Raw genomic sequence first — 24,576 nt, forward strand, 5'->3', positions numbered from 1 at the left:
CCGTGCATGAAGACGGTGACAGAGGTCACTCGACTTTCGTGTACACGGATTGGCTCATTCCGTCGTCTCTTCCAGTGCCCGTCCTCACCCCGAAGCCCCACCAGCCGTCACAAGGGAGCAAGGCGTTGTCCACCGTCATCGAGCAGCCCGTCGAGGCCCGTCTCGTCGCCGCGGCACCGCGGATGCCGAGCATTCCCGCCACACTGCACTACGACCGCTGCGATCCGTTCGCGGTCCGTATGACCTTCCCCGCCCCGGCCACCCTGGAGGGGGTCGAGGTCTGCTGGACCTTCAGCCGCGACCTGCTCAGCACCGGCCTGCACGAGCCCGATGGCCACGGGGACGTCCGGGTGCGGCCGTACGGCTACGACCGCACCGTTCTCGAGTTCCACGCCCCCGAGGGCACCGCCGTCGTGCATGTGCGCACGGGTGAGCTGCGCCGGTTCCTGGAGGCGACGAACGACCTGGTGCCGACCGGCCTGGAGCACCTCCAGCTCGACCTCGACCACGACCTGGCGGAGCTGATGCGGGACGCCTACTGAGGCGGGCCACCGAAGAGGGCGTGGAGCTCACCGTGGTCGAGCCCGTCGGCCGGCTCGGCGACGGGAGGGTGCCGCGTCCGGCCATGACGTTCAGCACGCCGTCGACGAGGAATTCGACGGTCCCCGGGTCGACGGCCCCGGGGACGAAGATCCCGTCGGCACCCACGGCGAGGTAGGCGGCGGCCCGCTCCAGGGGTGAGATCCTCCCCCGCTGCCCGAAAGGCGTGGGAGGTGCACACCCCCGGCGCCGCGCAGGAACGTGTCGATCCAGGCGTTCACGAACAACAGCACGCCTACGGCCCCCAGGGCCCGCACCCGGCCCAAGTGGTCACCGTCCGCGGCGCCCAGGGCCCAGGAGAGCCCCGCGCTGGTGGTGGCCGCGGCGGGGCGCCATGCGGTGTTCAGGCGCCGGCCGAGGCCGCCGCCACCGCCCCGCGCAGCTCGTGGACGACCTTCCGGAGCGCCGGGGCCGCCTGTCCGCTGCGCTCGATCAGCTCCTCGACCCGGGTGTCGTGCGACTCCTTGCGGGGCAGCAGGGTCCGCAGTCCGGCGGCGGCCGCGAGCGCGACGACGGCCGCGTCCCGGTCGGAGATGTCCACGGCCGGGGCCGGCCCCCGCAGGATCCGCCGTGCCTCCTCCTGGAGCGCCTCCACCGCGGCCGGACGCGCCAGGTCGTACTCGACCGTGGGGAAGAGCCCGAGGGCCCGCCTTTTCCGCGCCCGCAGACTTCCCCCGGCGGCGAGTTGTTCCCGTACGGCGTCCAGGGTGATCCGGGCGTGGAGCGTCACCCAGGACCGCCACCGGTGCGGCCGGGATTCGCGGACCAGTTCGAGAAGCCCGTCCAGGACGGCGTCGCCGGTGGACGCGTCCATGTCGACCGGTGTGGCGATGCCGTCGTCGTCGAGGAGCAGCCCGCGCTGGGCCAGCTCGGTGAGCGCACCGGCCCGGACCAGCTGGGGGATCTGGGTGACACCGGTGATCTCGGACTTCGAGGTGTCCCAGGCCAGCAGGTAGAGGTGGGCGGGCAGGGAGAGCGGGCCGACGGGCACGGGGCCTCCTGGGGTGCATTTAACTCGTTGACAGCCCTGCGGCCGCCTCGTACGTTGTACAACGGTTCTGTTGTCGTCGATCGGAGAAGGACGTTGCTCGTCTGAGGTCCTGAGACACCGTGTCACACACCTGAGGTGTGTGCGCTGCGTGCGACCTCGGCATACGAGCCGTTCCGACGAGCAGGGCCCTGTCCCCACCCTCCGGTTTCCTCTCGTCTCCCGTCGCTGCGGGTGTCTCGATACGCGTTTGCCCCTTCTCGCTTCGAGCAACCGCGGAGACTCGTATGTCTACTTCCATCACCTGCACCTCGCTCGCATTCTCCTGGCCCGACGGCACCCCTGTCTTCGAGGGCCTCGACGTCGCCTTCGGCTCCGGCCGGACCGGTCTCGTCGGCGTCAACGGGTCAGGAAAATCAACCTTGTTGAAGCTCATCGCCGGTGAACTCGCCCCGGCCGACGGCGCCGTGCGCGTGGCGGGCGAGGTCGGTTACCTGCCGCAGAACGTCACGCTCGACACCGGCCTGAAGGTCGACGAGGCGCTCGGCATCGCCGCGCAGCGCGCCGCCCTGCACGCCATCGAGGCGGGCGACGTGGCCGAGGAGCACTTCGAGACGGTCGGCGACGACTGGGACGTGGAGGAGCGGGCCCTGGCCACCCTGGGCGAACTCGGGCTCGGCCACATCGAGTTGGACCGCGGGATCGGCGAGGTCTCGGGCGGCGAGTCGGTGCTGCTGCGGCTGGCGGCGCTGCTGTTGCGCCGCCCGGAGGTCCTGCTTCTCGACGAGCCCACCAACAACCTCGACCTGTACGCCCGCAGGCGCCTGTACACGGCCGTCGCCTCCTGGCCCGGGGTCATGGTCGTGGTCAGCCACGACCGCGAACTCCTCGACCTGGTCGACCAGATCGCCGATCTGCGCTCCGGAGAGGTCACCTGGTACGGCGGCAACTTCTCCGCCTACGAGGAGGCTCTCGCCGTCGAACAGGACGCGGCGGAGCGGATGGTGCGGGTCGCCGAGTCCGACTTCCGCAAGCAGAAGCGTGAACTGGCCGACGCCCAGGTCAAGTTGGCCCGCCGCAAGCGGTACGGCCAGAAGATGTTCGAGCAGAAGCGCGAGCCGAAGATCGTCATGGGGGCGCGCAAGCGGTCGGCACAGGAGTCCGCGGGCAAGCACCGCATCATGCACGAGGAGAAACTCGCCGAGGCCAAGGACCGGCTCGACGAGGCGGCGGAGGCCGTGCGGGACGACGACGAGATCCGCGTCGACCTGCCGTACACGGCCGTGCCGCCGGGCCGTACGGTGCTGACTCTCATGGATCTGGAACTCGCCTACGGCGCACGGGTGAAGGGCGGCCTCGATCTGCGGGGCCCCGAGCGGGTCGCGCTGATCGGGCGCAACGGCGCGGGCAAGACGACGCTGCTGCGCACGATCGCCGGGGAACTGGAGCCGGTGTCGGGCGAAGCGACGGCACATGTCCCGCTCCGCTTCCTGCCCCAGCGACTGGACGTCCTCGACGGCGAGCTGTCGGTCGCCGAGAACGTGGCCCGGTTCGCACCGGGTGCCACCAACAACCGGGTGCGGGCCCGTCTTGCCCGCTTCCTGTTCCGGGGCGCCCGGGCCGACCAGCAGGCGTCGACGCTGTCCGGTGGCGAACGCTTCCGGGCGGCCCTGGCCGCGCTGATGCTGGCGGAGCCCGCACCCCAGCTGCTCATGCTCGACGAGCCGACGAACAACCTCGACATGGCGAGCGTGCGGCAACTGACGTCAGCCCTGGAGTCGTACGAGGGCGCGCTGGTCGTGGCCAGTCACGATCTGCCGTTCCTGGAGTCGATCGGCATCACGCGCTGGCTGATGCTGGACGGTGAGCTGCGGGAGGTCACTCCGGAGGACCTGGAGTTCCCCGCATAGCGTCCACGGCGGTGACGACGGCCGCCAGATCCGCGCCCGCCCGGAGCAGCGCCACGCTCCGGGCGGCGAGCTGGTCGAGTCGTCCCCGCAGGATGCGCCGGGCGTCCTCCAGTCCGTCGCGGCCGTCGAGGGAACCCATGACCTCGCGCACGGCCGGAATGCCGTAACCGCCGGCGCGCAGGGCGGCGACGACACGTGCGGCCCCGATGGCCGCCGGCCCGTAGCGACGCGCGCGCAGGGTGGTCACCCGCTCGGGGAGCACGAGCCCCTCCTGCTCCCAGAACCTGAGGGTGGAGGACCGCACGCCGAGCGCCTCCGCGAGCTGCGTGATGGTCATGGGGTCGTCGTCCCGGCCGTCCTCTTCGGCCTGGATGCCCTGGAGCGCCCGCTGGGCGCGCAGTGCCTCCTCGCGTTCCCGCGCGAGCCGGGCGTGGACCCCGTCGACCGCCGCGGCCGCCTCCTCGATCGTCGCCGTCCGCAGCTCGGCGAGCAGGCGCCGGGCCTCGACGGGGCCGACGGCACCGGCGAGTCCTCGATAGGCGCGCAGAGCGTGCACGTGGAGCGCCGTGTAGGAGCGGTAGCCGTTGTCCGACCGCACGGCCGGCGGAATCACCCCGAGTCGCTCCAGGTCGCGCACCTGCTGCACGGAGTACCCGGACTCCCTGGCGACGTCGACGGTGCGCATCGTTCGGCCAACCCCACATAAGCACTTGAAGGTCACGCTTGAACCATGAGTATGGAGCAGATCATCGCGACCGTGCGCGGCTTCGAGGGGGCGCTCGTTGTCGTCCCGGAGCCGGGTGGGGACTTTCCCGAGATCGCGTGGGGCGACGCGTTCTTCTACTACGCCCCCGACGGCCGGATGCCCCGGACCACACAGCCCTACGGCACGATCGTCACCAAGAACTACCCCGACGACAGCGCGTCCGACCTCGACCCCCCGGGCCGCTGGCGGGTCAACGTCCATGTCGGCCGGACGGCGCTTCCGGAACTCCTCGCGGGGCGGTACGACCTCGCGGCGGCCGACGTGGTGCTGCCGCACCCGGTCTACGGCCCCCTCGGCTGGATCTGCGTCGTGAATCCCGGCGAGCGGACGACCGGGACCGTCGTACGACTGCTGCGTGAGGCCCACGAGGCGGCACGCGCGCGTGCGGCGCGGCGGCACTCGTGAGCCGTGGAGCGTCTCAGGAGGGCCACAGCCTGACTACGGGGGTTTTGTCGACACGGACCGGCGCTGCATGATGGCTGACCGGCGCCCGTCACGGATGCCGCCCCTGTCCCGCCGATACGGAGTTCCCCTCGTGCCCAGCAAGAAGGCCCTCGTCCGCCGCCCCAGCCCGCGCCTCGCCGAAGGTCTGGTGACGCACGTCGAGCGGGAGAAGGTCGACGTCGACCTCGCGCTCGAACAGTGGGAGACGTATGTCGAGGCCCTGCGCGCGCACGGCTGGGAGACCGTCGAGGTGGACCCGGAGGACGACTGCCCGGACTCGGTGTTCGTCGAGGACACCGTGGTCATGTACAAGAACGTCGCGCTGATCGCCCGCTCCGGCGCGGAGTCCCGGCGCGAGGAGACCATCGGCGTCGAGGAGGCCGTGGCGCGCCTGGGCTGCTCGGTGAACTGGATCTGGGAGCCGGGCACCCTGGACGGCGGCGACGTGCTGAAGATCGACGACACGATCTACGTCGGCCGGGGCGGTCGTACCAACGCGGCCGGTGTCCAGCAGCTGCGGGCCGCCTTCGAGCCGCTCGGGGCCCAGGTGGTCGCCGTACCGGTGAACAAGGTGCTGCACCTGAAGTCGGCGGTCACCGCGCTGCCCGACGGAACCGTCATCGGGCACATCCCCAAGGTGGACCGGCCCGCGCTCTTCCCGCGCTTCCTGTCCGTGCCCGAGGAGGCCGGGGCCCATGTCGTCCTGCTCGGCGGCCCCAAGCTGCTCATGGCGGCGAGCGCGCCGAAGACGGTGGAGCTGCTCACCGACCTCGGTTTCGAACCGGTTGTGGTGGACATCAGCGAGTTCGAGAAGCTCGAAGGCTGTGTGACGTGTCTCTCAGTTCGACTGCGGGACCTGTATGCCTGATCGGGCGTGCGCGGCATTCCAACGGCCCCGGACCTGCGGTTCCCGGGGCCGCTTGTCATGCCCGGGGAACACCGCTGATCAGGGATCTTTACGGGGCTCTTAACCTACGGTGTCGTAACCTACGGTTTCGTAGCCTACGATTCCGTAGGTTCCCGGCGCCGCTCGCCGATCCCCCTCAATTGTTCGCCGCGTCCCCCTGGAGTACCTGTGACGATCACTTCCCCTCACCTCGGCAGCCCGTCCTCCGCCTGGACCGACGCGCGACTGCTGTACGCGCTGGAGGAAGTGGTCGAGCAGGAACTCAACCGGCACCTGAAGGTCACCAAGGACTGGATGCCGCACGAGTACGTCCCGTGGAGCGACGGCCGCAACTTCCCCGGTCTCTTCGAGGACGGCGAGGCCTGGGAGAAGGGCCAGTCCAAGGTCACCGAGATCGGCCGGATCGCCCTCGTCGTGAACCTCCTCACGGAGGACAACCTCCCCAGCTACCACCACGAGATCGCCTCGCTCTTCGGCCGCGACGGCGCCTGGGGCACCTGGGTGCACCGCTGGACCGCCGAGGAGGGCCGGCACGGCATCGTGATGCGCGACTATCTGCTCGCCTCGCGCGCGGTGGACCCGGACCAGCTGGAGCAGTTCCGGATGGCCCACATGAGCGAGGGCTTCGAGTCGGACAACCGCCACTCGATGCTGCACTCGGTGGCCTACGTCTCCTTCCAGGAGCTCGCGACCCGCGTCTCGCACCGCAACACCGGCCACCAGTCCGGGGACCCGGTCTGCGACCGCATGCTGGCCCGCATCGCCACCGACGAGAACCTGCACATGGTCTTCTACCGGAATCTGCTGAAGGCGGCCTTCGAGCTGGCGCCCGACCTGACGATGATGGCGGTGCGCGACGTCATCGTGAACTTCCGGATGCCCGGCCACGGCATGCCCGGCTTCGAGCGGGCCGCCGCGCAGATGGCGATCGGCGAGATCTACAACATGCGCATCCACCACGACGACGTCATCCAGCCCGTCCTGCGCTACCTGAAGGTCCTGGAGATCGACGGTCTCGGCCCCGAGGGCCTCAAGGCCCAGGAGGAACTCGGCCTGTACATGGCCGGCCTGGACGCGGAGGCGTCGAAGTTCGACGAGAAGCTGGCGGCGCGCAAGGCGCGGATGGCGGCGCGCGCGGCAGGGGCCTGACGCCGGTCCGGCCGGCCCGCCGAATATCCGGTGCGGGCCGCCCGCCGCCCGGGGCATCACGCGGCCATGCATGACGGCAGCAAGGATCAGCGGGCCGTCGGCTTCCTGCTGAGAGGGCGGGGCGGCTGGATTCGAACCTGCGTTGCGTGCAGCACGTTGATGCAGCGGCAAGCCGAGAAGGGGCGCGCGCCTTGCCTGCGTCGTGTGCTCGGCGCACGCTGGTCGTATGGGTGCTCACGACGGTGGCCCTACGCTCATCGGTTCCGTGCAGCGTGCCCTCCGCCTGCTGGAGGCGGTCAGCGCGCACGAGAACGGTGCGCCGGCGAAGAAACTGGCACGTGAGACGGGGCTGCCCCTGGCCACCACCTATCACCTGCTGCGGACGCTGGTCCACGACGGATACGTACGGAAACTGGACGACGGCGGGTTCGTCCTGGGCGACAAGCTGCAGACGCTGCACACCACGAGCCGCGGGCAGGCGTTGCTCAGCCGCGTCCGCCCCACGCTCGCCGCTCTGCGGGACGACCTCGCGACCGCCGCCTACCTCACCTTCTACGAGGAGGGCGAGATTCGAGTCGCCGAGATCGTCGACGGCCCCCAGGCGCCCCGTGTCGACCTCTGGGTGGGATTCGAGGACGCGGGACATGCCACCGCGTTGGGCAAGTCCGTGCTGCGAGAGCTGGATGACGCCTCACGCAAGGACTACCTCTCCCGGCACGCCCTCGCCGACCTCACACCACGGACCATCACCAGCCGTCCGGAACTGCTCCGTCGGCTCGACTCCTCACCCGTGGCCCCGGCCGTCACGGACCTGGAGGAGTATGCCCTCGGTACGGTCTGTGTCGCCGTGCCCGTCTACAACGGGGACACAGTCGGCTCGCTTGGCGTCTCACTGCGGGCGGACCGGCTCTCGCGACTCGAGGAGATCCTGGCGCGGCTGATCCCGGCCGCGAGTCGCGTGACCAGGGGTCTCTCGCTCACTATCTGAAAACCCCCTCCTTGTGGTGCCCGAGCCATACCTCTTTCCTGGATGAAAGAGACATTTCAGCAACCCCCGCACAAGGTGAGGACTACGGACGAAGCATGAGTCAGGTTCGAAACCGCGGCGGCGACCGTGTCGTCGCACAGTTGGCCGCCGGTATACCCGCACTGCCCGTGCTGATCGTCTCCGTCATCGTGCTCGTCGCCGTCGTGTGCGGAGCAGGGACGATCTGGCTGCCACTGCTCGCGGCCGGGCCGGCGCTGGCCGCCACCACCGGCGGGCCGCGCGGAGTCCTCTGGGTCGGCCTCCTCGCCGCGGTACTGGGGGCGACGCTCGGAACCCGGGACGGCGTTCCGGGACATGAGCTGACGGCCGTACTGTCCGCCCTGGCGGCCGTCACGCTGGCAAGTGGCCTCGCCAGCGCGTTGCGCGGGCGTCGTGAACGGGTGCTCGCGGCCGTCCGCTCGGTCGCGGAGGCCGCCCAGCATGCGCTCCTCAAGCCCGTACCGGCGACTGTCGGCCCGTTCCAGGTGGCCGTTCGCTACAGCGCCGCGGCGGCGGAGGCCCGTATAGGCGGGGATCTCTACGCGCTGGTGCCCACCCCGTACGGGGTCAGGCTGATCGTCGGCGATGTGCGCGGCAAGGGGCTGCCGGCCGTGGGGACCGCCGCACTCGTAGTCGGTGTCTTCCGTGAGGCCGCCTACGACGAGCCCGATCTCCTCGCCGTCGTCGGCAGGATCGAGCGGAGCCTGGCGCGCAACCTTGGTGCTGACGACTTCGTCACCGCCGTGGTCGCCGGGTACCCGCAGGCAGGCCATCTGGAGGTGGTCAACTGTGGCCACGCGCCGCCGCTCCTGGTGCGCGAATCCGGCGCCGTCGTGGCGGTGGAGCCCGCCCATCCGGCCCCGCCCCTCGGGCTGCGCGCCCTCACGGACGAGACCCCCAGCCTCCAGGTGCTGGCTTTCGCCGACGGGGATCAGCTGCTGCTCTACACCGACGGGGTCACCGAGGCCCGCAACCACAGCCGTGAGTTCTACCCGCTCGCCGAAGGGCTGGCCCGCCACGTGTCCGACGAGCCGGCCGGGACCCTCACCGCGCTCCATGACGAACTGCTGACGCATGTGGGCGGCCGACTGCACGACGACGCGGCGCTGCTCCTGCTCCGCAAACCGGCCGCTTCCGCAAGCGAAGCCGCCGTTCCCGAAGCGGTGTCGGACGCCGGTCGCGGCAGCGGCAGCAGCGGCTCACGCTCCGTCTCGTCCCAAGCCCGGGCCTCTGCCGCGGGGTCGGTCGACGGAAGCCAGGCTGCCGAGAAGACCGAAGGAACGGCGGACCCAGGTTTCCCCGTCGCCGCCCTCATAAAGCCCGAATAGAACGCCTCACTGAGGTGAGAAACCCCTGGTCAACGACTTAGGGTCGGCTCATCGGTTTTCCACCCGCCTGATCGCCAGCCGTTCCTTCTCGGAGAGGCCGCCCCAGACGCCGAAGCGTTCGTCGTTGGCCAGGGCGTACTCGAGGCAGGCCGAGCGCATCTCGCACATGCCGCAGATGCGCTTCGCCTCTCGCACCGAGCTGCCCGGCTCGGGAAAGAAGAAGTCCGCCCCGGTCTGCGCGCACAACGCCTGCGCCTGCCAGGCGGGGTCGGTCGGGGTGATGGTGTCGATGTGCATGGCCGAGATCGTGCCGCGCAGCGAAAAACGTTCGATCAACGCGCGATCAACGGCCCCGTTCATGACCGCCGGTCGCCTCGATGCTCCTCCGTCCGTTACGGGGGTGCACGGCGGCGCGCGGAAACGGTTCATCCGACGGTTCGCGGCGTCGTCCCGGCGGCGATTGTCAGTGGACGGTGCAAGACTCGGCAGTGCAGGCAACGGGACCCCTCAGAGGAGGGCAGAGATGCTCACGACCCGTTATGTCACCGGCGCTCCGAACTGGCTCGACCTCGGCACCCCGGACATCGACGGCGCCACCACCTTCTACGGCGGCCTGTTCGGCTGGGACTTCCAGCCGGGCCCGCCCGAAGCCGGCGGTTACGGCTTCTTCCAGCTCGCCGGCAAAACCGCCGCGGGCGGCATGCAGACCACGCCGGAGCAGGGCCCGCCCTCCTGGACCGTGTACTTCCAGACCCCGGACGCGGACGCCACCGCGAAGGCGGCCGAGCAGGCGCACGGCTCGGTGCTGATGCAGCCCATGGACGTGATGGACCAGGGCCGCATGGCGATCCTCGCCGACAAGGCGGGCGTGCCCTTCGGCATCTGGCAGCCCAAGCAGAACAAGGGGCTCCAGGTCACTCAGGAGCCGGGCTCGCTGTGCTGGGTCGAGCTGTACACGGCCGACCTGCCGATGGCCGCCTACTTCTACCGAGCGGCTCTCGGCCTGGAGACCTACGGGGTCGACTTCCCGGGCGGCACATACACGACCGTGCTGCCGGACGGGCAGGGCGAGGACGCCATGTTCGGCGGCATCGTCCCGCTCGCCGACGACCCACTGGAGGCGCGGGCCGGGGCGTACTGGATGCCGTACTTCGAGGTCACGGACACGGACGAGACGGTGGCGAAGGCACAGGAGCTGGGCGGCAGCATCCGGCTGCCCGCCACCGACGTGCCGGGGGTCGGCCGGGTCGCCAAGCTGGCCGACCCGCACGGCGCCCGCTTCGCGGTCATCAAGAGCGCCCCGCAGCAGACGTGACCGGGGCGGGGGATCACGCCGAGGCGCGGCGGATCAGCGTGGTCGGCAGGACGACACCGGCCGGGGTGGCTCCCCCGCTCCTGCGGTCGAGGTCTCGCAGCAGCAGGCGGGCCATCAACCGGCCCATCTCCTCGATGTCCTGACGGACCGTCGTCAGCAGCGGATCGGTCTGTTCGGCGACCGGCAGCATGTCGTCGAAGCCGATCACCGCCACGTCCTCGGGCACCCGGCGCCCCCGCTCGCGCAGCACGCGCAGGGCGCCGGACGCGGTGAGGTCGTTGGCGGCGAACACCGCGTCCACGTCGGGGCACCGGTCGAGGAGTTCGCGCATCGCCCGCTCCCCGCCGGCCGGGGTGAAGTCGCCCCGCACGACAAGCTCCGGGTCGGCGTCGCCCATGACGTCCCGGTAGCCGTCGAGCCGGTCCGCGGCGGAGGTCTGGTCGAGGGCGCCGGTGATGTGGGCGACACGGGTGCGCCCGAGTCCGACGAGATGCCGCACGGCCTCGCGGGCACCGCCCCGGTTGTCGCTGTCGACGTACACGACATCCGTCGTTCCGTCGCTCCACCCGGGCCGGCCGCCGAACACCGTCGGGACACCGGCCCGTTGGATCAGTTCCGGCAGCGGGTCGTCGAGGTGCAGCGAGAAGACCAGCGCGCCGTCGACGTGGCCTCCGGCGAGGTAGCGTCCGACGCGGGCGTGGTCGTCGCGGCCCTCGGTGAGCAGCAGGACGAGTTGATTGTCGTGGGCGGTCAACTCCTTGCTGATTCCCCGGAGTTGCAGCGCGAAGAAGGGGTCCGCGAAGACCCTGGTCTCCGGTTCGGCCACGACCACGGCGACGGCGTCATGGCGCCGGGTGACGAGACTGCGGGCGGCCTGGTTGGGGACGTAACCGAGCTCTTCGACGGCCCTGCGCACCCGCTCGACGAGCGGCTCCCTGACCCCGTCCCCACCGTTCACCACCCGGGACACGGTGGCCCGCGACACCCCGGCCCGGGCCGCCACGGCCTCCAGTGTGGGGCGCGGCGCTGTGTCGCTCACTTCGGGCTCCTCGTCGGCGGGTGCGGATCAGGATAGCCCCGGACGAGGGGACGGGTGAGAGCGCTCTCGAGGTGGGTGGAGGGGGCTTGCGCACCGGGACGCGCGCGAGGTGAGGACCACCGCATGTCAAGCCCCGCGCACTGGCTGCTCACGCCCGGGATCAGGGCGGGCAGCGTGTTCTTCGGGGGCTACGGCGCTGATCACGACCGGCTCGTGGAGTGCCGTCTCAGCGCGGAGAGCGTCGGGTCCGGCGCCGAGGGTGGCCTGGTCCGTCCCGACGGCGGTGCGCTCGGGCGCCGCCGTACCGTCTCCCGAGGTCCGCGTCTCTACGTCCAGGACACGGCCGCCCTGGACTGGTCGGTGCCGGACATCTCGTGACGGGAGTCAAGCCAGCAGATCCACCCGCCGCCCGATCCCCTCCAGCTCGGCACGCCCGTACGCCGTCCAGGCCAGCGCGAGGTCCTGCCAGGGCATGCCCACGGGGGCGTAGACCGTGCGGTCCGTGTCGGTCGTCCGGCCGGGGTGCTCGGAGCGCGCCACCTCGCCGAGGGTCGCGTCGGCCGCCCTCAGCACACCCACGCGCGCCGCGAGTTCACGATCGTCGACCACCAGGAGCGCCGCGTCCAGTAGATCGGCGGCCAGTTCCGCCTTGCCGGGCTCGTCCACACCCAGGCTCGTGAAGTGCTGCCCCGGCCTGGTGTCCCGCAGGTGGAGCAGTGGTTCCCTCGACCAGGTCGCCGACAGGACGATGTCGGCGGCCACGGCGACCTCCGCGGCGCAGGACACCACACGCCCACCGTGTCGCGCGGCGAACTCCGCGGCGCGATCGGCGGACGTGTCCTGGACGACGAGGGCGCTGCGGGGTCGTAGCGCCGCAAGGCCCCGCACCATCAACTCGGCCTGTGCGCCCGCCCCGATCACTCCGACGACGTCTCCCCGGCCGGCGAGCAGATGTGTGCCCAGGGCGGCCGCGAGGCCTGTTCGCCAGGCCGTGACCGTCGCCGAGTCCAGCAGTGCCAGCAACTCGCCGTCGGCGCCGCTGTGCAGGCAGATCACCCCGCGCAGGGCGGGCCGGGCGGCGGGGAACTTGGCGTTGACCTTCACCGTGTACGCCGCAATGCCGGGAAGCAGGCCCGGGATCAGCGCGGTGGCCGTACCGGGGAACGGGAGGTCCGTGCGCACCCGTTGTCCCGCGATCGGCACCCCCTCCGCGTGCCGGAAGCCGTCCCGGAGAGCGTCGATGCAGGCCTCAGGCTCCAGCACCGCTTCCAGATCACCACGTGTGAGAAGAAGAGTCACCCGTCCATGATCCGTCAGTGCGCGTGCCCGGCCTGGCGCTCCGTGTGCTCGTGCGGCTCGTAACCGGGGATCGTGCCGTCCGTCTTCTTCACCAGGAACAGGCCCACCATGCCCATGTCGGAGTGGCTCTGCACATGGCAGTGGTACATCCACGCGCCCGCCCCGACCCCCTCCCCCGCGATCACCTGGAAGCCGAAGGAGTCCGCCGGGCCCACGATCTTGTTGTCGATGACCTGGCTCGGGTCGTCGGGGCCGGTGAGCATGCCCGTGCGGTTGTCCGCCCAGCGGTGACCGTGCATGTGGAAGGTGTGGTAGTACTCGCCGTGCGTGATCATCACGAACTCGACCCGATCGCCCACCGTGGCCTCGAAGTTGGGCCCCGAGTGAGCGGGCTTGTTGTTGATGAGCATGTCGTTGAAGACGATCGTGTGGGTCGCGTCCGGGAGGACATCGCCCTTGCGGCGGACGATCACGGGTCCGTAGAGGCCCTTGCGGATGCCGCCGGTTCCGTGTTCCGTGCCGACCACGTGGTCGTGGTAGTGCCAGTAGCCCGCACTGCCGGCCCGCCAGGTGCCGTCGCTCCGGCGGCCCGGTACATGGGTGCGCCAGGTGTAGGTGCGGGTGCCGCCCGGTTCGACGTCGCTCTTGTTCAACTTGGTGCCGTCGCTGGAGGTTTCGTAGTCCAGGCCGTGGACGTGCAGGCTCGCCCTGACGTCCATGGTGTTCTCGAACTCGATGTGCAGGGTGTCGCCCTCGTTGAGCTCGATGAGCGGACCGGGGACGGTCGCCTTGCCCTTCTCGAGGCCGTAGCCCATCTGTCCGTCGGCGAGCTTCTCGGCGTACAGCTTGATGCGCTTGACCTCGCCGCCCGGGGCGGCCGTCGCCGGGCCCGCGTCGCTCCGGGCCTCCGGCGCGAGAGACAACGATGTCGCGACGGCCGCACCGCCGAGCAGCACCCGCCGGTTGAACCCACGTCTGTCCAGTGCGCCCATGCAGAACTCCCCACCGTGATACGGGTTTTGCGGAGACGTGCCTGTGATGAACCTGTGAGACGGTACCGGCCTCGGAGCCGTTTATCCACACTCAGGACAAAGTTCGTCCGATCCCGGTCATAGGTATTGGCGAGTGACGCAAAGGGGTCTAGCTTCCATGGCGCTGTTGCTGTGACCGAGGAGGTGCCCATGCACTTACGAGGGTTGAGCGCGAGAAGCGGAGGAAGCACGAGAAGACGGGTCTGGACGGCCACCGTGACCGCGGGGGTCGTCGCCGCCGGGCTGATGTCCGGACCGGCGGCGGGGGCGCTGCCGGCTCCCGATCCGTCCGCGACAACGATGTCCGTCAAGTCGCCACCGGGCGGCGCCGATGTACGGGTGCTGGTCTTCTACGGGTCCGCGGCCGCCGGGGACGAGTCACCGGTCGTCAACGCCGGGATCGCCGCCGTCGAGAAGATCGGGCTGTCCGGTCCGCTGAATCAGCGGTTCGAGACCGAGGCCACGGACGACGCCAGGGTCTTCACCGACGAGAAGGCGCTGGGGAGTTACAACGCGATCGTCTTCCTGACCGGCGGCGGCGATGTCCTCGACCCCGACCAGGAAGCCGGCCTGGAGGCCTACATGGAGGCGGGCGGCGGCTTCGTCGGCATCCATGACGCGGCCCGCGCCGAGCCGTACTCCGACTGGTTCACGGGCCTCGTCGGTGCCCGTCCGGCCGCCGCCGGCCCGACGGCCGTCCAGCGGGCCACCGTTGAGGTCGGCGACCGTCAGCATCCGGCGACCAAGGATCTGCCGGTGCAGTGGAAGCGTCCCGACCAGTGGTTCAACTGGACGAAGAACCCGTCCGGTGACGTGCACACCGTGGCCCGGGTCCGCGAGTCGACCTACCAGCCCGGCGCGAGCGCCAACGGCTGGGACCACCCGGTGAGCTGGTGCCGGGACTACGACGGCGGCCGGTCCTTCTACACCGGCATGGGCGGCACGGTGGCCTCGTACGACGAGACCGACTTCCGGACCCATCTGCGCGGTGCGCTGCTGTGGACCTCGCGGCTCGCGCAGGCCGACTGCAAGGCGACCATCAACGGCAACTACAAGGCCGAACGCCTCACCCAGCCCAACCAGGCGGGGCAGAGCGACCAGATCGGCGAGCCGCACGGCCTGGTCACCGCCCCCGACGGGCGCGTCCTGTACATCGGCCGGGGTGGCGCCGACTCCTCCCAGCCGGTGATCACCGACTGGAACAACCCGGACATCGGCAAGGGCAAGGGCCAGATCCACGTCTACGACCCGGCGACCAAGAAGGTCACCCTGGCGGGCGAGTTGCCCGTCTTCGGCAACAAGGGCGGCGGCGACGAGCTGGTGAAGGTCGAGGAGGGGCTGCTCGGGATCGAGCTCGACCCGCGCTTCGAGCAGAACGGCTGGGTGTATCTGCACTACACCCCGCACGCACAGCTCAACCGTGACACCCGGATCGCCGAGCGGCGGGTCTCCCGCTTCACCCTCGACCTCGCGACGAACAAGCTGGACCTGAACAGCGAGAAGGTCCTGCTCAAGTGGCCGGTCCAGGTGCACAGTTGCTGCCACTCCGGCGGCGGGATGTCCTGGGACTCCAAGGGCAACCTGTACATCGCGACCGGCGACAACAACTCCAGTGGCTTCAGCGGCGGTTACTCCGGAAACAACCCGCAGCCGAACTTCAAGGGCGTCTCCTTCGCGGACGCGCGCCGCACCGCCGGCAACACCAACAACCTCAACGGCAAGATCCTGCGCATCCACCCGGAGCCCGACGGGACGTACACGCTGCCCGAGGGGAACCTCTTCACCGGCAAGGAGACCGACGAGGGCGGCGGCAAGACCCGCGGCGAGATCTATGTCATGGGCGTCAGGAACCCGGCCCGCATCTTCGTCGACAAGAAGACCGACATCCTGTACGCGGGGTGGGTCGGCCCGGACGCGAGCGCGCCCTCGACGACCTGGGGCCCGGCCAAGTACGACACCTTCGCCGTCATCACCAAGGCGAGCAACCGGGGCTGGCCGTACTGCATGGGCAACAAGCAGCCCTACCGGGACCGCAACCTGCCGGATCCCAACCAGCCGCTCGGCTGGTACGACTGCGACCACCCGAAGAACGAGTCGCCCAACAACGACGGTCTGGTCAACCTCCCGCCCGTCACCGGCAACAACATCTGGTACTCGCCCCAGGGCGGCGCCCCGGACTACCCGCGCGACACGAACGGCATCCCCTCCTACAAGCAGGAGGACGCCAAGTACCTGCTGCCGTGGCTCAAGGGCGGCGGCCAGGCCGCGATGAACGGGCCGGTCTACCGCTACGACACCGCCTCGGCCACCAGCACCGTCAAGTGGCCCTCCTACTGGGACGGCAAGTGGTTCGTCGGCGACTTCTACGACGCCGACCAGCCACGCAACGCGGTCATCACCGATCCGAAGAACCACGGGGACGGCGGACTGCCCGTCCACTCCGAGTCGCTCAAGAAGATCGTGCCGATCGGCAACGACGGCATCAAGAACCTCATGGACTGGAAGTTCGGTCCGGACGGCGCGCTGTACGTCCTCGACTACGGGCGCGGGTTCTTCACCTCGGACGCCAAGTCGGCGCTGTGGCGGGTCACTTATCAGGGCGGCGGGCCCACTCCGGCCGCCGGCCAGTTGGTACGGGGAGGACAGTGATGCGCCGACAAAGACCTCTGACCGTCCTGCTGGCCGCTCTGCTGATGATGCTCGGCCTGCAGTCGGCATCCACGGCACAACCCGAGCGGACAGACGCAGCGGAGCAGGTCCTCACCTGGACCGCCGGCGACGACATCACCAAGTACAACTCCGCCCCGGCGACGGCCGTCGCGGGCACGGCCACGATCGTCTTCGAGAACAGCACGGCCACCGGCAACACCACCGGTATGCCGCACACGTTGACCTTCGTGACCAGCGACCCCGAGTTCAACAACGACGTCGAACTCAACATCCTCGCCAACCCGAACGACGACATGGGCGGCCGCCACACCGCCGAGGTCACGCTCACCCCTGGCCGCTACTTCTACCACTGCACGATCCCGGGCCACGGGCAGATGCAGGGCATCCTCGTGGTGACCGAGGGCAGCGGCGAGGACACCACCGCGCCCTCGGCGACGGCCCAGGTGACCGGCACGCAGAACGCGCAGGGCCAGTACGTCGGTTCGGCGAGCGTGGCGGTCACGGCGACCGACGAGGCCGGCGGCTCCGGCGTCGACCGGATCGAGTACGCGACCGGGGACACGGGTGCCTGGCAGCCGTACACCGCCCCGGTCGTCTTCGACCAGGTCGGCAGCCACACGGTGCGTTACCGGGCCGTCGACAAGGCGGGCAACGTCTCCGCGGAGAAGAGCGTCGACTTCACGGTCGTCGCCAGGCCCTCCGACGACACCGCCCCGCCGGACACCTCGGCGACGGTCAGCGGCGAACAGAACCCCGACGGCACGTACCTCGACATGGCGACGGTGACCGTGTCGGCCTCCGACACCGGATCCGGGGTCAACACCATCGAGTACGCGGTGAACGACGGGAGTTGGCAGCCGTACACCATGCCCGTGATGGTGCATCAGGTCGGCACCCACACCGTGCGCTACCGGGCGACCGACAAGGCGGGCAACGTGGCCGCCGAGAAGAGCGTCCGGTTCACGGTGGTCGCGACGGCCCCGCAGGACACCACCCCGCCGGTGACCGGTGTGACCGTGGACGGCACGCGCAACTCCGACGGGGCGTACGTGGGCAACGCCAAGGTGACCGTGAGTGCCACGGACGAGGGCGGTTCGGGTGTCGCGGGCACCGAGTACTCGATCGACGCCGGACCCTACCTGGCGTACACCGCGCCCGTGGTCGTCGACCGGGCGGGCACCCACACCCTGGCGTACCGGGCGACGGACAAGGCGGGCAACACCTCCGCCGCGCGCACGGTGACCTTCACGGTGGTCGCCAGTCAGGTCCCGGCGCCCAACTGTGCCGAGTTGGACGAGCGGTTGACGGTGATCGTCGGCACGGTCGACAGCGGGGTGCCGAACCGGATCACCAACAGCCGGTGCCGGATCAACGAGTTGATTGAGGACGAGAAGGAGTGGACGTCCCACGCGCTGTTCCTCAAGCACGTGAAGACCGTCCTGGACAAGCTCTTCAGGGACGGGGTCGTCGACGAGCGCGAGTACGACGCCATCGACGCGGCGGCCCGTGAGTCCGGCATCGGCAAGCCGGGGCAGACCGAGGGCTACCGCACGATCCTCGACGGCAGCGCGGCGTCCTTCGCCAAGTGGCAGCAGGTGGGCGGCGGTTCGTTCGCACCCAACGGCGACGGATCGATCACCTCGGGCACCACGAAGGACGGCCTCGGCATGCTCTGGTTCCCGGAGCGCAAGTACGGCGACTTCTCGCTCAAGCTCCAGTGGCGGGACGACGCCCCGGGCACCGGGAACGCCAACTCCGGTGTGTTCGTGCGGTTCCCGTGGGTCCACGACCACCCGGAGGAGCCCCGGCCGGAGTGGGCCGCCATCAAGTACGGCCACGAGGTGCAGGTGCTCGACCGGCCCGACGGCGACATGTACAAGACCGGTTCGGTCTACGGCTTCGACCGGGTGGGGCTCGCCGGTGCCGGCGTCACCCAGAAGGGCACATGGAACGACTACGAGATCCGTGTGGTCGACCAGCACTACTCGGTCTACCGCAACGGCGTGCTCATCAACGAGTTCGACAACATCGGCGGTCAGGACTTCTACCCGGCCCGCTCGGACGACCCGGGCACGGACGGGCGGCGGTTCGCCTCCGGCTACATCGGACTCCAGGTGCACAGCACGACGGACGTGGTCTCGTACCGGGACATCAGGATCAAGGAGCTGTAGGACCGGGCTTCCTGGCCCTGCTCGGCTGTACCCGCTTGGGCTCCCCCGGCATCTTCGGATACTCGGGCGGGTACGGCAGATCACCTAGCCCGTGGTCGTGCTCGTCACGGCGGGCCAGGTCCAGCAGGGCCTCCAGCGAGAACGCGTGATCGTCCATGTCCGCGTGCACATCGCCGAGTTCGGCGAAGCGCGCGGGCATGGTCGCGATGTCGAAGTCCTGCGGGTGTGCCTCGCCGACCTCCTCCCAGCGCAGGGGTGCGGAGACGGGGGCGTGCGGGCGGGGCCGTACCGAATAGGCGGAGGCGATCGTGCGGTCGCGGGCCGTCTGGTTGTAGTCGATGAAGATGCGCTCCCCCCGCTCCTCCTTCCACCATTTGATGGTCACGTGGTCCGGCATCCGGCGCTCCATCTCACGCCCGACCGCGATCGCGGCCCGCCGCACCTGGGTGAAGGTCCAGCGCGGTTCGATCGGCACGAAGACGTGCAGGCCGCGTCCGCCGGAGGTCTTGGGCCAGCCGCGCAGACCACCGAACTCCTCGAGCACCGACCGCAGTTCATGAGCCGCGCGCACGGCGTCGTCGTAGTCCGTGCCGGGCTGTGGATCGAGGTCGATGCGGAGTTCGTCGGGGCGGTCGACGTCGTCGCGGCGGACCGGCCAGGGGTGGAAGGTGAGGGTGCCGTACTGGGCGGCCCACAGGACGGCGGCCTCCTCGGTCGGGCACATCTCGTCGGCGCTGCGCCCGCTCGGGAAGGTGATGTGGGCGGTCGGGATCCAGTCGGGCATGTTCTTGGGCGCCCGCTTCTGGAAGAAGTTCTCGCCGGTCACACCGTCCGGGTAGCGCTCCAGGGTGGTGGGGCGGTCGCGCAGGGCGCGCAGGATGCCGGGGGCGACGGCCTGGTAGTAACGGGCGAGGTCCAGCTTGGTGAAACCGCGCTCCGGGAAGAAGATCTTGTCCGGGCTGGACAGCCGTACGGTCCGGCCGCCCGCCTCCAGTTCCACCGCGTCACCCATGCGAGCCACGGTAAGCGAGCCCCGCATATCAGGCATTTCGGGGCAAGCGCGTGCAGAATCAGGACCATGGATCTGCCGGTGATGCCCCCCGTGAAGCCCATGCTCGCCAAGTCGGTGGCGAAGATCCCGCCGGACATGCACTACGAGGCGAAGTGGGACGGGTTCCGGGCCATCGTGTTCCGGGACGGGGCCGAGGTCGAGCTGGGCAGCCGTACCGGCAAGACGCTGACCAGGTACTTTCCCGAGCTGGTGGAGGCACTGCGGGAGCGGCTGCCCGAGCGCTGCGTGATGGACGGGGAGATCGTGATCGCGCGGGAGGGCCGGCTGGACTTCGACGCGCTGACCGAGCGCATCCATCCGGCGGCCTCGCGGGTGCGGACGCTCGCCGAGCGGACGCCGGCCTCCTTCGTCGCCTTCGACCTGCTGGCCCTCCAGGACGAATCACTGCTGAACGCCCCGCTGACCGACCGCAGGAAGCTGCTCACGACGGCTCTGTCCGGGGTCACGGCCCCGGTGCACGTCGCACCGGCGACCACGGACATCGACGTGGCCCGCCATTGGTTCGAGCAGTACGAGGGCGCGGGCCTGGACGGTGTCATCGCCAAGCCGCTCACCCTGCGCTATCTGCAGGACGAGCGCGCCATGTTCAAGATCAAGCACGAGCGCACGGCGGACGTGGTGGTGGCGGGCTACCGGCTCCACAAGAGCGGCCCTGTCGTCGGCTCCCTGCTACTGGGGCTCCACGACGAGGCGGGCACCCTTCAGCACGTCGGCGTGTCCGCGGCCTTCCCCATGAAGCGGCGCGCCGAGCTGATCGAGGAACTGGAGCCGCTGCGGATGGAGGACCCCTCCGGGCACCCCTGGGCGGCCTGGGCGGAGGCAGCCGCGCACGAGAGCGCCCGGCTGCCCGGGGCCCCGAGCCGCTGGTCGGGGAAGAAGGACCTGTCATGGGTGCCGCTCAGGCCGGAGCGGGTGGCGGAGGTGGCGTACGACCACATGGAGAACGGCGTACGGTTCCGCCACACCGCCCGCTTCCGCCGCTGGCGGCCCGACCGGACGGCCGAGAGCTGCACGTACGCGCAGCTCGAGGAGCCGGTGCGCTACGACCTGGACGAGATCCTGGGCTGACGCGCCGGGTCAGGGCCGCATCAGCACCTTGACCGCGCCCTCCTGCTTCTTCTGGAACATCTCGTAGGCGTGCGGGGCGTCCGACAGCGGCACGTGATGGGTCGCGAAGTCATCGACGCCGAGCGGGTCCTCGTCCGTCAGATACGGGATGATCTCGTCGCTCCAGCGCCGCACGTTGGCCTGGCCCATCCGGATCTGGATCTGCTTGTCGAACATGGTGAGCAAGGGCAGCGGGTCGGCCGTGCCGCCGTAGACTCCGGTCAGGGAGAGCGTGCCGCCGCGGCGCACCAGTTCGATGGCGGTGTGCAGGGCGGCGAGCCGGTCGATGCTGAAGCGCTCGGCGAACGGCCCGCTGAGCTTCCTGGGCAGCAGGGCCGAGGCGTTCTGGGCGAGCCGGGCGGCCGCGCTGCCGTGGGCCTCGGTGCCGACGGCGTCGATGACGGCGTCCGGGCCGCGCCCGTCGGTCTCGTCGCGGATCGCCTGGACCAGCTCCTTCTCGCTGTCGAAGCTCCTGAGGTCGTACGTCTCCACGCCCCGCGTGCGGGCCCGCCGCAGCCGTTCGGTCACCAGGTCCACGCCGAAGACCCGCCCGGCGCCGCGCACCTGCGCGACCCGGCAGGCCATGTCGCCGATGGGGCCGAGACCGAGCACGGCGACACTGCCGCCCTGGGGGATGTCCGCGTAGGCGACGGCCTGCCAGGCGGTGGGCAGCACGTCGGAGAGGTACACGAAGCGGTCGTCCGGCGGGCCCTCGGGAACCTTGATCGGCCCGAACTGGGCCTGCGGGACCCGCAGGTACTCGGCCTGGGCGCCCGGTACGGCGCCGTAGAGCCGGGTGTAGCCGAACAGGGCGGCACCCATGCCCTCGCTGGTGATCTGGGTGGTCTCGCACTGGGTCGGCAGCCCGGTCATGCACATCCAGCAGTTGCCGCAGGCGATCTGGAAGGGCACGACGACCCGGTCGCCCGCCGCGAGGTCCGGCACCCCGGCGCCGACCTCCTCGACGATGCCCATGGGTTCATGGCCGAGGATGTCACCCGGCGTCATGAACGGGGTGAGCACCTCGTAAAGATGCAGGTCGGAGCCGCACAATCCGGTCGAGGTGATCCGGATGACCGCGTCCGTCGGTTCCTTGATCCTCGGATCGGGCACCTCCTCCACCCGTACGTCCCGCTTGCCCTGCCAGGTCACAGCCTTCATCGCCGGGCACTCCCTCCGTCACTCGCGTGTCGGTCCTGGGTAGGCGCCCCGGGTACCCGAGGCGCCTCCGCCGAACCGCGATCCAGGGCCGATCGGCGTACTCGACGCGACTAATCAGAAACGGACGGGTATGGCCACCAATGAACTTATAAGCGCACAATCAAAGACACGAGACGGGTGGGCATGGTGGGCATGGCGGATACGGAACACAGGGGACGCGCGCGACGCGCCCGTACGGCGGCGGCACTGCTGACCGCCGCCGGCCTCTTCGCCGCGGGCTGCACGGGACACGGCACGCCCCGTGCCCCGGCCGACGACGGACGCGGACAGTTCCGCACGGATCAACCGAGCGCTTCACCATCGAACACACCGGAACCGAGCGAGGAGACCGACCGTCCCTCCGTGCTCGCCGTGAAGATCGACAACGTGCGGGCGGCCCGCCCGCAGACCGGAATCGACTCCGCCGATATCGTCTACGCCGAGCAGGTCGAGGGCGGGCTCAGCCGCCTCATGGCGGTGTACGCGACGAAGCTGCCGAAGGCCGTCGGCCCGGTGCGCAGCGCCCGCGAGTCGGACCTGGAGCTGCTGCGGCAGTTCGACGACCCGACGCTCGCCTTCTCCGGTGCCCAGGGCAAACTGATGCCCCTGATCAACGGGGCGCCGCTGGTGGCCCAGACCCCCGAGAAGGCGTCCCGCGCCTACTTCCGCGGTGCCGACAAGGTCTTGCCGCACAACCTCTTCCTGCGCCCGGAGCGCCTGCTGCCCGCCGCGCCGGGCGCCTCCGCGCTGACCACCGGTTTCCACTACGGCCCCGCGCCCGCCGGCGGCACCGAGGACACCTCGGAGACGGTCCGCTTCCCGGCCGCCCGCTTCACCTTCACCTGGTCGCAGAGCCGCGCACGCTGGCTGGTCTCGATGGACGGCACCCCGGACGTGACGTCCGACGGAAAGCGGCTGGCCCCGGCCACGGTCGTCGTGCAGTACGTGAAGGTGCGCAAGTCCGCCTTCCACGACTTCCTCGGGAACAACACGCCGTACACGGTGACGGTGGGCTCGGGCAGGGCGAAGGTGCTGCGCGACGGTCGCGCGTACGACGTGAACTGGAAGCGGGCGAAGGCCACGGACGGAACAGAGTTCACCACCAAGGACGGCTCTCGGGTGAACTTCGCCAAGGGCCAGGTGTGGATCCTCTTCGCGAAGGCGTGATCAGGGCTGGGTGACGAGGGGTTCGGCGGGATTGCGGAGCCCCTCCGCCGCGTCCGCGACCCGGCGGATCAGCTCGAAGAACTGGCCCTGTTCCGCGGCGGAGAGCGGGCCCAGGAAGACCTGGTTCATCCGGGCGGTGCGCACGGTCAGCTTGCGGTGGGTGCGCACCCCGTCGTCGGTCAGGCGCAGCAGGAAGCGGCGGCCGTCCTGGGGGTCGCGGACCTTGTCGAGCAGCCCGCGCCTGCCGAGCCGGCTGATGACCTCGGCGATGGTGGACCGGTCGAGACCCACCCGCTCCCCCACCGTGCGCTGATCGAGCCCCGGTTCGGCGACCAGCGCGTTCAGGACCGCGAACTGCGGCGAGGTGATCTCCTCGGAGACCATCGTGTTCCACAGCAGGTAGTGCGCCTGCTGGAGCCGCCGGGCGAGGTGCCCGGGGTGGGTGGTGAGGTCCACCGCGGCCATGTGCGCTCCCGAGTCATTTGGTTGGTGCACTGAAGAGTAGTGAGCCTTGACGCCAGGCTGCCACAGTGGCAGCTTAAGAGAAACATCGCTGAAATAGTCAGTGCACTGAGCAATGGACGGATGGGTCACGCGGATGGACAAGGGGCTGTCTCTCACCCAGCAGGACATCGACCGGGAAATCGCCGCCGAGCGCGCCGCCTACGAGAAGCGGCTCGCGGACGGCGCTCCCGTCGAGCACCAGCCGCGCCGCGACTACGCGCCCTACCGGTCCTCGGTGCTGCGGCACCCCAAACAGCCGCCGATCAGCATCGACGTGTCCAAGGACCCGGAGCTGGTGGAGCTGCGGTCGCCCGCCTTCGGGGAACGGGACATCACCGAGATCGACAACGACCTGACCCGGCAGCACACCGAGGAGCCGATCGGTGAGCGGATCACCGTCGAGGGGCGGCTCCTGGACCGCGACGGCCGTCCGCTGCGCGGGCAGCTGGTCGAGATCTGGCAGGCGAACTCGGCCGGCCGCTACGCCCACCAGCGCGAGCAGCACGACGCCCCGCTGGACCCGAACTTCACGGGCGTCGGCCGCACGCTGACCGACGACAGCGGCTTCTACCGCTTCACCACCGTCCAGCCGGGCCCGTACCCGTGGCGCCAGCACGTCAACGCCTGGCGGCCGGCCCACATCCACTTCTCGATCTTCGGCACGGCGTTCACCCAGCGGCTCGTGACGCAGATGTACTTCCCGAGCGACCCGCTGTTCCCGTACGACCCGATCATCCAATCCGTGACGGACGACGCGGCCCGCCAGCGGCTCGTCGCCACCTACGACCACAGCCTGTCCGTGCCGGAGTTCTCGATGGGCTACCACTGGGACATCGTGCTCGACGGACCGCAGGCCACCTGGATCGAAGAAGGACGCTGACC

At 70.1% G+C, this 24,576-nt stretch carries 23 protein-coding genes; 14 read left to right on the forward strand and 9 right to left on the reverse strand.

The features are described from left to right. Nucleotides 1-125 precede the first annotated feature (125 nt). On the forward strand, nucleotides 126-542 hold the full coding sequence (locus tag RNB18_RS24825; RefSeq protein ID WP_266510441.1) for a spore wall synthesis regulator SsgD: 417 nt from the start codon (nucleotides 126-128) through the stop codon (nucleotides 540-542). Nucleotides 543-943: 401 nt separating this feature from the next. Here RNB18_RS24825 and RNB18_RS24835 read toward each other — a convergent pair whose 3' ends face one another. Further along, nucleotides 944-1,591 carry a GOLPH3/VPS74 family protein gene (locus RNB18_RS24835; RefSeq protein WP_311716312.1) on the reverse strand — a complete coding sequence of 216 codons (648 nt, stop codon included), beginning with the start codon at nucleotides 1,589-1,591 and terminating at the stop codon, nucleotides 944-946. 284 nt (nucleotides 1,592-1,875) lie between these two features. Here RNB18_RS24835 and RNB18_RS24840 point away from each other — a divergent pair, with 284 nt between their 5' ends. Then, nucleotides 1,876-3,498: an ABC-F family ATP-binding cassette domain-containing protein gene (locus RNB18_RS24840; RefSeq protein ID WP_311716313.1), complete on the forward strand. Its 1,623-nt coding sequence runs from the start codon at nucleotides 1,876-1,878 to the stop codon at nucleotides 3,496-3,498. Here RNB18_RS24840 and RNB18_RS24845 read toward each other — a convergent pair. Continuing rightward, the gene (locus tag RNB18_RS24845; RefSeq protein WP_311716314.1) at nucleotides 3,467-4,183 is read right to left on the reverse strand and encodes a MerR family transcriptional regulator; all 717 of its coding nucleotides are present in this window, start codon (nucleotides 4,181-4,183) and stop codon (nucleotides 3,467-3,469) included. The genes RNB18_RS24840 and RNB18_RS24845 overlap by 32 nt on opposite strands. Before the next feature lie 51 nt (nucleotides 4,184-4,234). Here RNB18_RS24845 and RNB18_RS24850 point away from each other — a divergent pair, with 51 nt between their 5' ends. From RNB18_RS24850 to RNB18_RS24870, 5 genes are all read left to right on the forward strand, one after another. Next, nucleotides 4,235-4,669 carry a DUF6194 family protein gene (locus tag RNB18_RS24850; RefSeq protein WP_311716402.1) on the forward strand — a complete coding sequence of 145 codons (435 nt, stop codon included), beginning with the start codon at nucleotides 4,235-4,237 and terminating at the stop codon, nucleotides 4,667-4,669. Nucleotides 4,670-4,799: 130 nt separating this feature from the next. After that, a complete protein-coding gene (ddaH, locus tag RNB18_RS24855; RefSeq protein WP_311716315.1) occupies nucleotides 4,800-5,576 on the forward strand; it encodes a dimethylargininase in 777 nt (258 codons plus the stop codon). A 207-nt stretch (nucleotides 5,577-5,783) separates the two neighbouring features. Next, a complete protein-coding gene (locus RNB18_RS24860; protein ID WP_311716316.1) occupies nucleotides 5,784-6,764 on the forward strand; it encodes an acyl-ACP desaturase in 981 nt (326 codons plus the stop codon). A gap of 226 nt (nucleotides 6,765-6,990) precedes the next feature. Continuing rightward, nucleotides 6,991-7,752 carry an IclR family transcriptional regulator gene (locus tag RNB18_RS24865; protein ID WP_311716317.1) on the forward strand — a complete coding sequence of 254 codons (762 nt, stop codon included), beginning with the start codon at nucleotides 6,991-6,993 and terminating at the stop codon, nucleotides 7,750-7,752. Between the two features lie 95 nt (nucleotides 7,753-7,847). Next, the gene (locus RNB18_RS24870) at nucleotides 7,848-9,119 is read left to right on the forward strand and encodes a PP2C family protein-serine/threonine phosphatase (RefSeq protein ID WP_311716318.1); all 1,272 of its coding nucleotides are present in this window, start codon (nucleotides 7,848-7,850) and stop codon (nucleotides 9,117-9,119) included. Between the two features lie 48 nt (nucleotides 9,120-9,167). Here the strand turns inward: RNB18_RS24870 and RNB18_RS24875 are convergent, their stop codons facing one another. Then, the gene (locus RNB18_RS24875; RefSeq protein ID WP_266514717.1) at nucleotides 9,168-9,416 is read right to left on the reverse strand and encodes a WhiB family transcriptional regulator; all 249 of its coding nucleotides are present in this window, start codon (nucleotides 9,414-9,416) and stop codon (nucleotides 9,168-9,170) included. Nucleotides 9,417-9,642: 226 nt separating this feature from the next. Between RNB18_RS24875 and RNB18_RS24880 the strand changes: the two genes are divergently transcribed. Next, a complete protein-coding gene (locus RNB18_RS24880; protein ID WP_311716319.1) occupies nucleotides 9,643-10,434 on the forward strand; it encodes a VOC family protein in 792 nt (263 codons plus the stop codon). A 13-nt stretch (nucleotides 10,435-10,447) separates the two neighbouring features. On the opposite strand, the gene RNB18_RS24885 is transcribed toward RNB18_RS24880, so the two are convergent. Further along, nucleotides 10,448-11,473, reverse strand: coding sequence for a LacI family DNA-binding transcriptional regulator (locus tag RNB18_RS24885; protein ID WP_311716320.1), 1,026 nt, complete (start codon nucleotides 11,471-11,473; stop codon nucleotides 10,448-10,450). A gap of 123 nt (nucleotides 11,474-11,596) precedes the next feature. On the opposite strand from RNB18_RS24885, the gene RNB18_RS24890 reads away from it, so the two are divergent. Further along, complete coding sequence (locus RNB18_RS24890; RefSeq protein ID WP_311716321.1) at nucleotides 11,597-11,851, forward strand: hypothetical protein; 255 nt, start codon at nucleotides 11,597-11,599, stop codon at nucleotides 11,849-11,851. A gap of 6 nt (nucleotides 11,852-11,857) precedes the next feature. Here RNB18_RS24890 and RNB18_RS24895 read toward each other — a convergent pair whose 3' ends face one another. After that, nucleotides 11,858-12,772 carry an ornithine cyclodeaminase family protein gene (locus tag RNB18_RS24895; RefSeq protein ID WP_311716322.1) on the reverse strand — a complete coding sequence of 305 codons (915 nt, stop codon included), beginning with the start codon at nucleotides 12,770-12,772 and terminating at the stop codon, nucleotides 11,858-11,860. A 14-nt stretch (nucleotides 12,773-12,786) separates the two neighbouring features. Next, nucleotides 12,787-13,764, reverse strand: a complete 978-nt coding sequence (locus RNB18_RS24900; RefSeq protein WP_311716323.1) for a multicopper oxidase domain-containing protein — start codon at nucleotides 13,762-13,764, stop codon at nucleotides 12,787-12,789. A gap of 189 nt (nucleotides 13,765-13,953) precedes the next feature. On the opposite strand from RNB18_RS24900, the gene RNB18_RS24905 reads away from it, so the two are divergent. Further along, on the forward strand, nucleotides 13,954-16,452 hold the full coding sequence (locus RNB18_RS24905) for a ThuA domain-containing protein (protein ID WP_311716324.1): 2,499 nt from the start codon (nucleotides 13,954-13,956) through the stop codon (nucleotides 16,450-16,452). Next, nucleotides 16,452-18,644, forward strand: a complete 2,193-nt coding sequence (locus RNB18_RS24910; protein ID WP_311716325.1) for an OmpL47-type beta-barrel domain-containing protein — start codon at nucleotides 16,452-16,454, stop codon at nucleotides 18,642-18,644. The genes RNB18_RS24905 and RNB18_RS24910 overlap by 1 nt, the downstream gene beginning before the upstream one ends. Here RNB18_RS24910 and ligD read toward each other — a convergent pair. After that, the gene (ligD, locus tag RNB18_RS24915) at nucleotides 18,631-19,656 is read right to left on the reverse strand and encodes a non-homologous end-joining DNA ligase (protein ID WP_311716326.1); all 1,026 of its coding nucleotides are present in this window, start codon (nucleotides 19,654-19,656) and stop codon (nucleotides 18,631-18,633) included. The genes RNB18_RS24910 and ligD overlap by 14 nt on opposite strands. 66 nt (nucleotides 19,657-19,722) lie before the next feature. Between ligD and RNB18_RS24920 the strand changes: the two genes are divergently transcribed. Further along, nucleotides 19,723-20,784 (forward strand): ATP-dependent DNA ligase, encoded by a 1,062-nt coding sequence (locus RNB18_RS24920; protein WP_311716327.1) that lies wholly within the window; start codon nucleotides 19,723-19,725, stop codon nucleotides 20,782-20,784. A gap of 9 nt (nucleotides 20,785-20,793) precedes the next feature. On the opposite strand, the gene RNB18_RS24925 is transcribed toward RNB18_RS24920, so the two are convergent. After that, nucleotides 20,794-21,984 carry a zinc-dependent alcohol dehydrogenase gene (locus RNB18_RS24925; protein WP_311716328.1) on the reverse strand — a complete coding sequence of 397 codons (1,191 nt, stop codon included), beginning with the start codon at nucleotides 21,982-21,984 and terminating at the stop codon, nucleotides 20,794-20,796. 183 nt (nucleotides 21,985-22,167) lie between these two features. Between RNB18_RS24925 and RNB18_RS24930 the strand changes: the two genes are divergently transcribed. Further along, a complete protein-coding gene (locus RNB18_RS24930) occupies nucleotides 22,168-23,190 on the forward strand; it encodes a DUF3048 domain-containing protein (RefSeq protein ID WP_394817659.1) in 1,023 nt (340 codons plus the stop codon). On the opposite strand, the gene RNB18_RS24935 is transcribed toward RNB18_RS24930, so the two are convergent. After that, nucleotides 23,191-23,655 (reverse strand): MarR family winged helix-turn-helix transcriptional regulator, encoded by a 465-nt coding sequence (locus RNB18_RS24935; protein ID WP_057610147.1) that lies wholly within the window; start codon nucleotides 23,653-23,655, stop codon nucleotides 23,191-23,193. 145 nt (nucleotides 23,656-23,800) lie between these two features. Here RNB18_RS24935 and pcaH point away from each other — a divergent pair, with 145 nt between their 5' ends. Next, complete coding sequence (gene pcaH, locus RNB18_RS24940; protein ID WP_311716403.1) at nucleotides 23,801-24,574, forward strand: protocatechuate 3,4-dioxygenase subunit beta; 774 nt, start codon at nucleotides 23,801-23,803, stop codon at nucleotides 24,572-24,574. Nucleotides 24,575-24,576: the final 2 nt, after the last annotated feature.

Origin of the sequence: Streptomyces doebereineriae (assembly GCF_031845645.1) — a bacterium.
GTDB lineage: Bacteria > Actinomycetota > Actinomycetes > Streptomycetales > Streptomycetaceae > Streptomyces > Streptomyces canus.

What these genes read in the sequence shown, in the direction of transcription:
- RNB18_RS24840 (WP_311716313.1), top strand. Translation starts at nt 1,876, where the DNA reads ATGTCTACTTCCATCACCTGCACCTCGCTCGCATTCTCCTGGCCCGAC.
- RNB18_RS24845 (WP_311716314.1), bottom strand. Translation starts at nt 4,183, where the DNA reads ATGCGCACCGTCGACGTCGCCAGGGAGTCCGGGTACTCCGTGCAGCAG.
- RNB18_RS24850 (WP_311716402.1), top strand. Translation starts at nt 4,235, where the DNA reads ATGGAGCAGATCATCGCGACCGTGCGCGGCTTCGAGGGGGCGCTCGTT.
- RNB18_RS24865 (WP_311716317.1), top strand. Translation starts at nt 6,991, where the DNA reads ATGGGTGCTCACGACGGTGGCCCTACGCTCATCGGTTCCGTGCAGCGT.
- RNB18_RS24870 (WP_311716318.1), top strand. Translation starts at nt 7,848, where the DNA reads ATGAGTCAGGTTCGAAACCGCGGCGGCGACCGTGTCGTCGCACAGTTG.
- RNB18_RS24875 (WP_266514717.1), bottom strand. Translation starts at nt 9,416, where the DNA reads ATGCACATCGACACCATCACCCCGACCGACCCCGCCTGGCAGGCGCAG.
- RNB18_RS24880 (WP_311716319.1), top strand. Translation starts at nt 9,643, where the DNA reads ATGCTCACGACCCGTTATGTCACCGGCGCTCCGAACTGGCTCGACCTC.
- RNB18_RS24890 (WP_311716321.1), top strand. Translation starts at nt 11,597, where the DNA reads ATGTCAAGCCCCGCGCACTGGCTGCTCACGCCCGGGATCAGGGCGGGC.
- RNB18_RS24900 (WP_311716323.1), bottom strand. Translation starts at nt 13,764, where the DNA reads ATGGGCGCACTGGACAGACGTGGGTTCAACCGGCGGGTGCTGCTCGGC.
- RNB18_RS24905 (WP_311716324.1), top strand. Translation starts at nt 13,954, where the DNA reads ATGCACTTACGAGGGTTGAGCGCGAGAAGCGGAGGAAGCACGAGAAGA.
- RNB18_RS24910 (WP_311716325.1), top strand. Translation starts at nt 16,452, where the DNA reads ATGCGCCGACAAAGACCTCTGACCGTCCTGCTGGCCGCTCTGCTGATG.
- ligD (WP_311716326.1), bottom strand. Translation starts at nt 19,656, where the DNA reads ATGGGTGACGCGGTGGAACTGGAGGCGGGCGGCCGGACCGTACGGCTG.
- RNB18_RS24920 (WP_311716327.1), top strand. Translation starts at nt 19,723, where the DNA reads ATGGATCTGCCGGTGATGCCCCCCGTGAAGCCCATGCTCGCCAAGTCG.
- RNB18_RS24925 (WP_311716328.1), bottom strand. Translation starts at nt 21,984, where the DNA reads ATGAAGGCTGTGACCTGGCAGGGCAAGCGGGACGTACGGGTGGAGGAG.
- RNB18_RS24930 (WP_394817659.1), top strand. Translation starts at nt 22,168, where the DNA reads ATGGTGGGCATGGCGGATACGGAACACAGGGGACGCGCGCGACGCGCC.
- RNB18_RS24935 (WP_057610147.1), bottom strand. Translation starts at nt 23,655, where the DNA reads ATGGCCGCGGTGGACCTCACCACCCACCCCGGGCACCTCGCCCGGCGG.